Origin of the sequence: Roseofilum capinflatum BLCC-M114, assembly GCF_030068505.1 — a bacterium.
GTDB lineage: Bacteria > Cyanobacteriota > Cyanobacteriia > Cyanobacteriales > Desertifilaceae > Roseofilum > Roseofilum capinflatum.
Map to the genome: position 1 here is coordinate 47153 of NZ_JAQOSO010000104.1, position 12348 is coordinate 59500.

Consider the following 12348-nt stretch of genomic DNA (forward strand, 5'->3'; position numbering starts at 1 on the left):
GTCTTAACACTCCCCGCTCCCTTCGAGTCCAGGGGGTTTTCTGGTTTCGGTCTGGCTGCATAGGATTTCATTGACCACTTGGTAACCGAGGGGACTGAGGTGGATGTGGTCTCGATAAAGGGTCTCTGGGTTTTCTTGGGCGTTAAAAATGGGTAAAAAGTCGATATAGGGTATTTTTCGCTCTTCTGTGAGGGCTAAGAGGCGCTTTCTGGCTTTCCATTCATAGTCTCTGGGGCCGGGTTCTCCGAGTTCCCGTTTCAGGGGAGTCATGGCTAAGAGGACTTGGGCGTGGTGTTTTTGAGCGTAGGTGTGAATGTCCTGAATGGCTTGTAAATTAAAGCCTACCCGATCGCCTTTTTCGGCTCGTACTGCTGCCATTTCTGGGGGAGACTCATAGGGCAAAACCAAGCGAGTAAAGGCTTCGACGATACCCAGGGGCGGATAATGACTGGGATAAAAGCGATCGCGCCCTACGGGAATGGAGGTGGGTGCAGTGCCAAAGAGATCGTCGGTATTAATCAACAGGATAATCACCTCGGCCCCAAATGTGCCATATTTGCGTAAGTAGGCGATTTCATTGCGGGGACACCAGGAATTAGCGGAAATATTCAGCACTTCTACCGCTTTGCCCGTCTCTTCCTTCAGTTTGTGGCTGATCAAGTTAGAGAGAATTTGCTCCTGATCCGTCCACCATCCCCCATTGGCGATAGAATCTCCAAGCAGTAAGATCCGTTGTGTGTCCGGTGCTGGTTCCTCACTCATGTCAGCACTCCGCATCGAATATCGATTAATAGTAATCCGATTTCCAAACCGGCGCGTAGTTTGGGAGGGAGCCAGTAAATAGCCAATTTCTGGATCGGCTTGATAGATCAAGGGTTTGCCAAACCCAAAGAACCAACGCAGAGCAAGTTCAAAGAAAGTACAAAGACCTAGGGCGATCGCCCCAATCAGTAATAGAATTTTAATCTGGCCCATGGATTCGGAGTATCTGCCTGATTTGACCTTTCCTATCCTACATCGATCGCCCTATGGGATGATGGACACTCAAGCCAGAAACCGTTACCCTAAGCCTAAAGTCAGTTTGTTATACCCTTTTACCTTGTTCTCATGGAGGCTAATCGCCATGTCTGACTTAAATCGCGGCATCATGAAATTTAAAGGAGCAGATAGCCCGGTGGCGATCGCCATCTCGTCTATTGTCGTTTTAGGTGGTATTGCCGTCTTGATTTGGTGGGGTCTACAATCCGCCTACGCTTTGGGTTAAGCATTCCCTGCACCACCTTTCAACCCGCCATTATGGTTCTTGTTAAGGACATAGAGGCGGGTTTAGCTAATGTTTGCTAGAAACTTGTAATTCTTGAATCTTACTTTCTTGGGCGTTAATTTTCTGGTTTAGCTCGCGAATGCGTCGGGAAAGCAAGCGAATAATATTGACGGCAATACCTGGGGTTTCATCAATGGCATCATAGAGTTGTTGCTGAGTTAAGACTAAACAATCACAGGTTTCGATCGCCGTCACGGAAGCGGATCGCGGTTCGGCATCAAACAAGGACATTTCCCCAAAAGTCGTTCCCTTATCCAAGTAGGCTAAATCCCGATCGCCAATATGCACCCGTACCCGTCCCGAAACCACAATATACAGAGAGCGTCCTTCCTGTCCTTGGGTAAAAATGGTTTGCCCAGCCGGAAACGATAATTCATCCATAATCGAGGCTAGACGCACCAAAAAATCATCCCGTAACTCTTTGAAGATGGGAACACCTCGCACAAATAGCAAGCGGTCAACGCTACTTAACATAACTTCTCCGGGTCGGGGTTAGGGGGATGGGGGAATGGGGGGATGGGTGAATGGGGGGATGGGAAAATCCGAGCTATCTTCGCTCAAGATTGAAGGTGAGGACAATTCCGTATGGGAGAGTCCAAACTCTTCGATTAAGGCTTGAACTTGGGCAGCCACCAGGCGATCGGGATCGTGCTTGAGCATAGGCAATAATTGACTCAAAGTTGAAGGGCTTGCTACTTTAAGATAATTCAAGACGGCTTCCCGTACAAATCCCCTGGGATGGCGCAGTCCAGCGAGAATATGTTCGGTGGTGGTACTCCAGCGAAAGGCTTGTGCCACATGGAAACAGCAGGCTAAGGGCCAATCCGAGAGAAAATGGCGTAGGTCGAGAAGATGGCGCAGGCGATCGCTCGGATTCAGGGGTTGATACACGACCAAATCCTCTAAATACGTCAGTTTTTCGGCGATCGCATATTGATCGAGTACCGTTAACAAGGCTTTCTTATGGGGAATATCCACAATATTGTCTAAAATTTCTAAGCCTCTGGCTTGAGAACTCATGGAATTCGATTGCAGGTTAAAAGCGGCTGCTTGTACACTCTGGATCGGATACAAGAATTTCATCAACAGAAAACAGCGCTCAATGGAGTCTGTTTCCAGATCGACAAGCGATCGCAATAATAATTGAGCCTCTCGACCCGAAATCCGATCCTCAGCCAAATCTAAGCGTGCAGCATAGAGTTGACCCATAAACATCAGTTCCTGGTCAATCAATAATTCAATTCCCGATCGCCCCAAGACAGTTTGTACTTTTTCAATCCCCAGATCGTCAGGTAATTTAATCAAGATTTTCAGGATATTGCGTCGGGTGCTTCCCCAAGAAGTCATCAGGTTTTGGGTTAACACATGCAGACTTTCGGGGGTTTTAATTTCACCGATCGTCATCCAAGCATACATCCGTACCAGATCCGGTTTATAAATATCCCGGGCCAAGTCTAAGAGCAGAGGTATCGCTTCATGGCCCAGGCGAACCAGGGCCCGACAGGAGGCTTCACGGGTTGATTGATAGTAAAGCCCCCGCAATAAAGAAGGATAATATTCTTCGAGACGGGTGGCGGCGATCGCCTCTAGCAGGGCACAGCGCACCCGTAGGGAATCATCCTGAAGTAAATTGGGCACATAGAGACGCAGCGCTTGCATATAGACCGCCTCTCCCAGAGCGCGACATCCCATGACCCGCTCCCGTTCCTGCTCGCTAGTCACCATTCGCCGTAGGGTATTGGTGGCTTCGGCTTTGGCTTTAGCATTGCCGCGCTTGAGCATTAAGGCCGCTGCCGTTGACCTTACCACCGGGTCAACCGAGGGTTGGAGATAGCTGCGTAACTGACGGATATCCGGTTCGGCTTCCGTGAGCCAAATGTAGCGCAGGGCTAGGGCTAACACATCCGGCAGCAAGGAGGTTTGGGTCAGGGCGCGAATGGATTCCACATCCTTGGTGTGGGGATGTTCCAGCAGTACCTCTAAGCTTTGCCGTTGTAGGGCCGGAGAGAGGGAAGGCAGTAGGGGAACCAGGACTTCGTTAATATTTTGGGGGTCAAACCGGTTGAGCAGTTCAATACAAGAGCGCTTATCTTCCTCTGCTCCTGGTTGTTTCAGGGTGTCGGCCACATTCCGTTGTAGCGATCGCAAATCCACATCCGAGACCCCTAACCGGCCACTTTTGGCACTCGATACCAACAGTTGCACATAGCCAGAGCGCAGGAAGAAAATCGCCAATAACCAACCCAGGGAAATGAGAATAGTTTGGAATAGGAAGATATCCGACTGTCGAGATTCAAGCTGGGGCATGATTTGGCTACAGAACCAAATCGTTCCCAACAGCAGCAAACCCGTTACCCCAGTTGAGATCGGTTCGGCGATCGCCCGCCAAGCCTGGATTCCATTCCGGATACTCTCTGGAAGCGGTTGGAACAGGGCCGGCCCCAACCCCAAGACCACCGTATAGCGCAACAAATCATCAAAAAACTTCAGCGTAATCAAACACCAAAATAAATCCGCCACATGGCCCAAGGAAATCAAACTAATAATTCCCATCAGTCCCGGCAGTAGGGATGCCGCCACAAACACCCCCAACCGCTCAATCAACCGAGATGAGACAAACCATTGCAGAATTAGCTCAAAAACTCCCAACACACCATTAAAAAATCCGAGGAAACTCGCAACTTCCCCCGAATTCAGGTTTTTTTCCAGTTGGTCAAAAAACTGAAACTCAACAAACTGTAAAGAGCCTTGAGCCACAAAAAAGAACAGGATCAAGGGAATCACATATCGCCATACGGGACGACCCAAACGGCGCTGGGTAAAGCCTGAGTCATCCTCTGAGGAGACGCGGTTGGTGGTGTCTGGGAAAAATTGTTGATAATTTTGGGTCAGGTAAAAGGCGATCGCACCCCCCACAAACATCAACACACTCGCACAAATCAGGATATTTTCCACTCGCAGGAAGGTCAAGATCGCCGGTAGGGAAAAACCACTGACCACATCGGCCATCAAAATCCCACTAGAAATTAACGGATATGTCCGTTTAATTTCCCGGATGTTAAACAGTTGGTTGGCGCAAATACTGGTGTTTAACTCATTGAGGATAAAGATCGCTTCACACCACAGACGCAGCAAAAAAATTAAGATGGGGGCGATCACAATCAGATCTAACCCTAAGCGTAATAAAAATAAGGGAATTGCCATCAGTATGGCTGTCAGGACAATTACCTTACGCAAAGGGAGCAGGGTTTGCAACCAGTCGTACAAAAACCCTAATCCCGAACCCATCACCGCACTGGCAATATAAATCCAAGGTAAGGATTCAGCGCCGAATCGCTGCAAGAACAAGTCAGCGGTACTCGCTTCTGTCCAACTGAGTCCCACGCAACTTGCTGTATAAAACGCCAGCATTAAGACTGTACGCTCACTTTCGTCTGGCCGAAGGTTAAACCATTGGAAGAACCGTTGTCCCCACTTGTTTACGCCCCGTCCCTGATAATTGAGTTCCATATCTTGGTATTTTATGCTGCCCAACAATGCCCAGGTTCAAGAGGTCTCTCTCGTTCCTAGGCACTGCTTGACTTATAACTCTTTTTTCGGGGAGAGGAGCATCATCATATTCCGCCCTTCCCGTTTGGGTTCTTGCTGCACTTCAGCTTCTTCTTCTAGATCTTTTGCCAAGCGTTTGAGCAACTCTTCTGCCAAATTGCTATGCTGAATTTCTCGTCCTCGAAAGCTAATCGTTGCTTTAACTTTATCACCTTTCTTGAGAAATTTGCGAGCGTTATTCAGACGAACATTATAATCATGTTCCTCGATTTTATAACGCATTTTTACTTCTTTTACATCGGCTGTGTGCTGTTTTTTCTTGGCTTCGCGGGCTTTCTTTTCTTGCTCAAACTTATATTTGCCGTAATCCTGAATTCGGCAGACGGGGGGATCAGCTTTATCGCTGACCAGAACTAAGTCTTGTTCTTGTTCTTGAGCGAGTTTCAGACCGTCTCTCGGAGACATAATTCCGAGTTGCGTGCCATCACCATCAATAACTCGAACTTCTGGATATTTAATCCGTTCGTTGATTTGGGGAAGATCGCGATTTTTTCTCTTGTCAACCACAGGCGTTTGGAATTGTAAATAGGGATAGAACAACAGTTAAGTATGGAATCTGGCGATTCTGGAGACCTAAGCAGAGGTCTGATTCAAGTGATTCAAACCCTTAGAGCCTCCAACACGGTTGCTTAAACCATCAGATCGATGCCCTCAATCACTGAGTCCGTTAGGATCTCGGATGGGGACAAAATCCGTAGGTTTCTGCCATTGTAACTGACAGGTTTTGAGATGTTCTACATTTTTTCACTTGTTTTTTGCTCTAGGGGAGCCTTTGAGCGATTTTTGAAGGGGTCTGAGCTGTGATTGTCCTCTTCCCTTCGCCCTAAGCTGGGGGCAAGATTTCCCTGAACCTCAAGCTTCCCCAGGGGGTGAGTTCGGTTAATCTTAAGAAAGGATTATAGGGGAGCGATCGCCCCATCAAAGCTCCTATCATAGTTGGGTCTATGATGTATAGTGTAAAACTTAAACCCTAAAATCAAAACCTGATTCTATCACCCGTAAGCGGATGAGGCAACTATGAAACACACCCTTTCTGTACTGGTAGAAGACGAAGCTGGAGTCTTAAGCCGTATTTCTGGTTTGTTTGCTCGTCGTGGCTTTAACATTGAAAGTCTCGCTGTCGGCCCAGCCGAACAGCTCGGAGTCTCTCGGATTACCATGGTTGTACCCGGAGATGACAAGATTATTGAACAAATCACCAAACAGCTCTACAAACAAATTAATGTCCTGAAGGTGCAAGACTTAACGGAAAGTCCCTGTGTAGAACGGGAATTAATGTTACTCAAAGTCAATGCCCCCACTCAAAGTCGCTCCGAAATTATTGAGTTAGCAAATATTTTTCGCTCCCGTGTGGTGGATGTGGCCGAAGATTCCTTAACCTTGGAAGTCGTCGGTGACCCAGGGAAAATGGTGGCCATTGTCCAAGTGCTGCAAAAATTTGGGATTCGGGAAATTGCTCGTACCGGTAAAATCGCCCTCCCCCGTGAATCTGGGGTGAATACAGAGTTGCTCAAATCCTTAGAAGCTAAATTAGCTTAAACCTAAAGCAGCGCGATCGCACTTCTGGCCTAAAATAGTGAAATCAACTCACCCATCATCCCCCCCCAAAGGAGAACAATCGTGCCTGAAGCTGTTGGTGTCATCCAAACCCTAGGATTTCCTGCCGTTCTCGCTGCTGCTGATGCCATGGTTAAAGCAGCGCGAGTCACCCTCGTCTACTTTGACCGTGCTGAAAGCGGAAACTTTGTGGTTGCCATTCGGGGGGGGACATCCGAAGTTGTGCCCGCAGTAGAGATAGGAATTCAGGAAGCTGAAAAAGTCTATGGAGGTAAAGTGATGATGCACTACATTGTCCCCAATCCCCCGCCCAATGTGCAAGCCGTGCTTCCCATTGACTATACAGAAGTCAGTGAACCCTTCCGCTAGATAGCATCTATATTCGACTCAAAGGTAATCAATCGACTATTTTCTTGACTCAAGTGACCCCCTAAACCCCTACAATAAAGTCTTGCATAGAAATAGTTATTGATTAACATTAGGAGCAACAATTATGGGACAGCAAGCTGTTGGAGCAATTGAGACAAAGGGGTTCCCAGGTATTTTAGCTGCTGCTGACGCAATGGTAAAAGCGGGGCGGATTACCTTAGTCGGCTATATTCGGGTTGGGAGCGCTCGGTTTACTGTCAACATTCGGGGGGATGTTTCGGAAGTGAAAACAGCCATGGATGCAGGCATAGAAGCCGTAGAGAGGGCCTATGGAGCTACCCTAGAATCCTGGGTCATCATCCCCCGCCCCCACGAAAACGTCGTTGCTGTCCTGCCCATTGATTACAACGATAATGTAGAGTTCTATCGCCAAGCAGTGGAAGGAGATACCCCACGACCTTCATTAACTTAGAAGGGTGGGTTACGGCGGATTGAGAGATTGCTGTCAGAGTCTAGGTTTTAGCCGCCTAACCCACCCTACGATTATGGGCTGGAGTGGGAGCATCTTGCTCCCTAGGTTTTTAATTATGGTATGTCCGCGAAGCGCTATATGAACAAGCGGACTTGATACAGCACTTTGCGCTGTTATGGTGTACAATTTTAAAGGCTCAAAGCCATGTACCACAACCCTATTCCCTAGCGCGTTCATGTCCGCGAAGCGGAAAGCGCTATATCATCACTCATTCTCCGCTTCTCCACCGACCACGACATTCTGAATGCGTAAGGAGGGGCCGCCACAACCAACGGCTAACCCGTTTTGTCCCCCTTTTCCACAACCGCCGGACTCATCCCAGTAAAAATCATTACCGATCGCCTCAATATCGGCTAAGGTGCTAAATACATTACCCGAAAGCGTCACATCTCGCACCGGTTCAGCCAGTTCTCCGTTACGAATCATCCAGGCTTCCCCGGCACTAAAGGTAAACATCTCTCCGTTGGTCATGCCTCCGAGCCAGTTTTTGGCATAAACCCCTTCTTTGATGCCGCTAAACAAATCATTGACGGGGGTTTCTCCGCGCTCGATCCAGGTATTGGTCATTCGTACCAAGGGCGGATAATGATAGTTGAGGCAGCGAGCGTTTCCGGTGGGTTCCTCTCCCAATTTTCCGGCTGTTTCCCGCGAGTGGAGACGGCCGACTAATACCCCATCTTGAATCAGTTGGGTGGTCGTTGCTGGGGTTCCTTCATCATCATAGAAATAGCTGCCTCGGTGACCTTGGGGCCCTGCGCCATCGAGAATTTGTAGGTTGTCGGGGCCAAATTTGCGCCCTAGGGTCATGACTTCCAAGATGTCGGGGTTTTCGTAGGCCATATCGGCTTCGGACAGGTGGCCGAAGGCTTCATGGACAAATAAGCCGGTCAAAATGGGATCGATGACGACGGTGTAGGTGTTGCCTTTGATGGGAGGATGGGATAGGGCGTTAACTGCACGCTGGGCGGCCGATCGCACTGGGGCATCGAGTTGGGTTAAATCTTCGTATCCATTGCGCGATCCGATGGTTTCCCGTCCGGTTTGTACGGTGGAACCTTTGCGAGCAGTGGCGGCAAAGCGCATCTCTAAATCGACCCAAGATTGCTCAATTAAGGTTCCTTCCGAGGTGATCAGAACGATCCGTTGACAGCAGTCCCCATAGCGGACGGAGGTGGTTGCCACCTGGGGATCGGTGCTGTGCAGGATTTCTGCGTAGCGATCGCACAATTGTTTTTTCTCGATTAAGGGAATTTCCCTGGGATGGCTTCCCCCTAGGGGCAAAATCCGGCTATCTTCGATGATGGGAATGGGGGCTAAGATGGTTTCTTCTTGTCCCACTAACTGCGCGGAGGCGATCGCTTCTTCAATCCGATTTGATAATATCCCCAGTTGGTTAAAGCTACTCATGCCCCAACCGCCTTTGTAACAGGCTCGCACTTGTCCCCCTAGGGAAATGCCTTCACTGAGGGTTTCTACCTTATCTCCCCGCAACAAGATATTGGTCGATTCTGATTCTTCTAGACGAATAGAGAGAAAATCGACTTGAGAGCGATACCGCTTGATTAAATCGGAGAGGAAGTTTTTAATATCTGTATTCATGTCAATTCGACAGATCTCCACATGAGTTATTAGTTATTACTGGTTATTTATTAGTTATTACTTATATAGCATTTCAGGGGTTGTTAGGGTATGATGAAAACGTAAAGCCGTCCTGGAAGGACGGGGTTTTAGACCCATTGCGCGAGATGATTCAATCAACCCCATCAACTGCTGAGTCCGCCCCACTCACTCCAGTAGCCAGTCGGATAACCATTAATGTAGCGCCCGCACGGGTGGTTCGGGGAGCAAAAATTTTAGAGGACTGTGGCAGCGAGTTGGCTGCTTTGGGGCAGCGTCCCTTGGTGATTGGGGGCGATCGCTCTTTGAGGGTGATTGAACCGCGCCTCTTTTCCGTTCTCCAAGACCAAGGGTTAACCGTGCAAACGGCTTCCTATCTGCCGGACTGTAGCGAAACGTCCCTCGAAACCCTACGCCAAGCGGTAGCCGATCATCAAGCGGATTTTATTATTGGTGTGGGTGGGGGAAAATCCCTGGATACGGCGAAACTGATTGCCCATCAATGCCATTTGCCGATCGCCACCCTACCCACTTCTGGGGCAACTTGTGCCGCTTGGACAGCCCTCTCGAATGTGTATTCTAATCAGGGGGCATTTCTGTATGATGTGGCTCTAGAGCGCTGTCCCGATCTGCTGATCCTGGACTACGATCTGATTCTGAGCGCCCCTAAACGAACGTTAGTGGCAGGTATTGGGGATGCGATCGCCAAATGGTATGAAGCCTCAGTCAGTAGCGGTCATTCTGAACAAACTTTAATTGTGGCTGCCGTGCAACAAGCAAGAGTCTTAAGGGATATCCTCCTGCAACATTCGGGTGAAGCCCTGCAACATCCCGGAAGCGAAACCTGGCAACAAATTGTCGATGCTTGTGTCTTGATGGCAGGAGTCACCGGAGGATTAGGGGGCGCTCAATGTCGGACGGTCGCTGCCCATGCAGTCCATAATGGCTTAACTCATATTGGCACAGACCATAAAACCCTCCATGGGGAAAAAGTGGCTTATGGGATTTTGGTGCAACTGCGCCTAGAGGAAATGATTCAAAATAATCATTTAGCCCTTTCTTCTCGCCAACAGTTGATTCAGTTTTACGATCAAATTGGCTTACCGAAAACCTTAGAAGACTTGGGTTTGGCGGAGGTGACTTTGGCTCAATTGCGACAAACGGCGGCGATCGCCTGTGCTGAATCTTCTGATATTCATCATCTTCCCTTTACTGTAACGCCCGATCAGTTAGTTGCAGCAATGGTTTCTACCCTTAATTAAACAGGAAGGGGGCATAGGCAATGGGCAATTGAGTATGGTAGTGTGGAATATTAAAACTTATCACCAACATAGGAGAAGCTTATGGCTGTGCAACCCCCACCCCCTCCTCCGATTACGCCCCGTCAGATGAATGTATTGCGTGTGGTTACAGCCATGGCGTGGTCTGATGGGGAGTTAGCCACGGAAGAAGTAGATGTGATGCTCGATCGCTTTAGTCAGTTGTTTGCTTCCGGAAACTCGTCCGAACAGGAGGGACTCAAACAAGAATTACGGGATTATATGATGCAAAATATCCCCCTAGAGGAGTTGATTCCCAAGTTAGAGACCGTGGAAGATCGCAAAATTGCTTTGAAATTAGGCTATCAAGTGATTGCCTCTAGCGCTCGCACTCCCGATGAAGAATTGATTAATGCAGAAGAGGAAGAAGCGTATAAAAAGTTGGTTCAATTGGTGAAGTTACCTCCGGAAGAAGCGGCCAGTATTGCCGAGGAAGCTGCCGTAGAGATAGCCAAAGATCGGAGTATGGTAGAGACTTTGACTCAGGAATTGGCGAAGTTTTTCAAGGCGTAAATCCTTAGACTTGTGATAATTATGGGCATAGAGTCGCCTCATGCTCATGATCTATAATCGCGCAACGCACTATATTGGTTGCGTCCCTTATGTTTGGCTTCATACAAAGCCCGATCTGCCAAGTCTAGGAGTTGGATGGGGGTAGAGTGCAGAGAGGGAATCATGCTGGCAATTCCTAAGCTAATGGTGAGGAGAGGTTCGGATAACTCGGTTCTGATATGGGGAATTTTGAGAGTCGCGATCGCCTGTTGCATCTGTTCAGCCACGGCAATGGCTCCTTCTATGGGGGTATTGGGTAAGATGGCGGCAAATTCTTCCCCCCCATAACGGGCGATTAGATCCGCCGGTCGCTTGAGGGCGGAAGAGAGGGCTTGGGCGACTTGGGTCAAACAGCGATCGCCAACTAAATGGCCATAGGTATCATTGTATTGCTTGAAATAATCAATATCACAGATAATAATCGATAAAGGCTGCTGATCTCGCCGTAGTCTTAGCCATTCCTGTTGCAAATGTTGATCGAAATAACGACGATTCGCCACTTGGGTTAAGGCATCTATATGAGCTAAACGGTCTAATTCTTGATTGGCTCGTTCTAACTCCTGATTGGCTTTTTGTAGTGCATGATACAATTGAACTTGTCGGATGGCGATCGCAATTTGTTCGACAATCCGCTCTAAAAGGCCATATTCTGCATGTATCCCATGTTTAGAGAGGCGATCGACAATCAAAACACCCCAGAGGATCTGTTGTCGATAAATGGGGACAATCACTTGGCTCATCGAGCGATCGCACCCTTCTGGATAATGGATCTCAAACCTTTGATCTTCCGATGTTGACTCCGGCAATACGTTCAGCTCTAGAATATCCCCCTTCAATAGCTTTTTTGTCTCGGCAGCATGAGCAACAGACACCACTTCACACTTGCCCTCAGACAAGCAGCGACCAATCATTACCCGACTTGCCCCCAGAAACTGTTGAACACTAGCCACCGTTGTACTTAAAATGTCCTCTAAATTCAGAGAATCATGAATTCCCTGAATAATTTTAACTAATATCAGCTCTTGTTCTGCCTGCTGCTCACTTTGCTCCCTTAAAAACTTTAACTCTAAATGGGTTTTCACCCGTGCTAACAGTTCCGGAGGATGAAAGGGTTTAGTTAAATAATCAATCGCTCCTTTCTCAAACGCCTGGAGGAGATGATCGATTTCTTGACTCGCCGTTAAAAAAATGATTGGAATATCCTTAAATTCTGGATTCTTTTTCAGCAGATCGCAGACTTCAAAACCATCCATATCTGGCATCATTAAATCCAGCAAAATCAAATCGGGTTTTGCCGTTATTACTCGTTCTAGGGCTTGTCTCCCACCCATAGCAAAGGTCAGTTTATAGCCCACCGTCGATAACAATCCTCGCAAAACCTTTAGATTACTAGGGTTATCATCGACTACCAACACTAAAGAATCTTCCAGTTTTATGGGTTGTTTTTCTGAAAATAAACCCGCATTCAA

The 12348-nt window shown here is 48.1% G+C and carries 12 protein-coding genes; 6 read left to right on the top strand and 6 right to left on the bottom strand.

Annotation, left to right across the window (positions count from 1 at the left end; translation table 11 throughout):
- Window positions 1-3 precede the first annotated feature (3 nt).
- The gene (locus PMG25_RS20425) at window positions 4-975 is read right to left on the bottom strand and encodes an SGNH/GDSL hydrolase family protein (protein ID WP_283768743.1); all 972 of its coding nucleotides are present in this window, start codon (window positions 973-975) and stop codon (window positions 4-6) included.
- Between the two features lie 148 nt (window positions 976-1123).
- On the opposite strand from PMG25_RS20425, the gene PMG25_RS20430 reads away from it, so the two are divergent.
- A complete protein-coding gene (locus tag PMG25_RS20430) occupies window positions 1124-1264 on the top strand; it encodes a hypothetical protein (RefSeq protein ID WP_283768744.1) in 141 nt (46 codons plus the stop codon).
- Window positions 1265-1330: 66 nt separating this feature from the next.
- On the opposite strand, the gene PMG25_RS20435 is transcribed toward PMG25_RS20430, so the two are convergent.
- The 3 genes from PMG25_RS20435 to infC all read right to left on the bottom strand — a co-directional run bounded on the left by PMG25_RS20435 (window position 1331) and on the right by infC (window position 5440).
- Window positions 1331-1798, bottom strand: coding sequence for a Crp/Fnr family transcriptional regulator (locus PMG25_RS20435; RefSeq protein ID WP_283768745.1), 468 nt, complete (start codon window positions 1796-1798; stop codon window positions 1331-1333).
- An 18-nt stretch (window positions 1799-1816) separates the two neighbouring features.
- On the bottom strand, window positions 1817-4834 hold the full coding sequence (locus PMG25_RS20440; protein ID WP_283768746.1) for a HEAT repeat domain-containing protein: 3018 nt from the start codon (window positions 4832-4834) through the stop codon (window positions 1817-1819).
- 72 nt (window positions 4835-4906) lie between these two features.
- Window positions 4907-5440, bottom strand: coding sequence for a translation initiation factor IF-3 (infC, locus tag PMG25_RS20445; protein ID WP_283768747.1), 534 nt, complete (start codon window positions 5438-5440; stop codon window positions 4907-4909).
- Window positions 5441-5950: 510 nt separating this feature from the next.
- On the opposite strand from infC, the gene ilvN reads away from it, so the two are divergent.
- From ilvN to PMG25_RS20460, 3 genes are all read left to right on the top strand, one after another.
- Window positions 5951-6472, top strand: coding sequence for an acetolactate synthase small subunit (gene ilvN / locus PMG25_RS20450; protein WP_283762686.1), 522 nt, complete (start codon window positions 5951-5953; stop codon window positions 6470-6472).
- Window positions 6473-6553: 81 nt separating this feature from the next.
- On the top strand, window positions 6554-6859 hold the full coding sequence (locus PMG25_RS20455) for a BMC domain-containing protein (RefSeq protein ID WP_283768748.1): 306 nt from the start codon (window positions 6554-6556) through the stop codon (window positions 6857-6859).
- Between the two features lie 124 nt (window positions 6860-6983).
- Window positions 6984-7331, top strand: coding sequence for a carbon dioxide-concentrating mechanism protein CcmK (locus tag PMG25_RS20460; RefSeq protein ID WP_283762684.1), 348 nt, complete (start codon window positions 6984-6986; stop codon window positions 7329-7331).
- Between the two features lie 264 nt (window positions 7332-7595).
- Here PMG25_RS20460 and PMG25_RS20465 read toward each other — a convergent pair whose 3' ends face one another.
- Window positions 7596-8990 carry a TldD/PmbA family protein gene (locus tag PMG25_RS20465; protein ID WP_283768749.1) on the bottom strand — a complete coding sequence of 465 codons (1395 nt, stop codon included), beginning with the start codon at window positions 8988-8990 and terminating at the stop codon, window positions 7596-7598.
- 146 nt (window positions 8991-9136) lie between these two features.
- On the opposite strand from PMG25_RS20465, the gene PMG25_RS20470 reads away from it, so the two are divergent.
- Window positions 9137-10270 carry an iron-containing alcohol dehydrogenase family protein gene (locus tag PMG25_RS20470; protein ID WP_283768750.1) on the top strand — a complete coding sequence of 378 codons (1134 nt, stop codon included), beginning with the start codon at window positions 9137-9139 and terminating at the stop codon, window positions 10268-10270.
- Between the two features lie 81 nt (window positions 10271-10351).
- Window positions 10352-10840: a tellurite resistance TerB family protein gene (locus tag PMG25_RS20475; RefSeq protein ID WP_283768751.1), complete on the top strand. Its 489-nt coding sequence runs from the start codon at window positions 10352-10354 to the stop codon at window positions 10838-10840.
- A 44-nt stretch (window positions 10841-10884) separates the two neighbouring features.
- Here the strand turns inward: PMG25_RS20475 and PMG25_RS20480 are convergent, their stop codons facing one another.
- Window positions 10885-12348 (bottom strand): diguanylate cyclase domain-containing protein, encoded by a 1464-nt coding sequence (locus tag PMG25_RS20480; RefSeq protein ID WP_283768752.1) that lies wholly within the window; start codon window positions 12346-12348, stop codon window positions 10885-10887.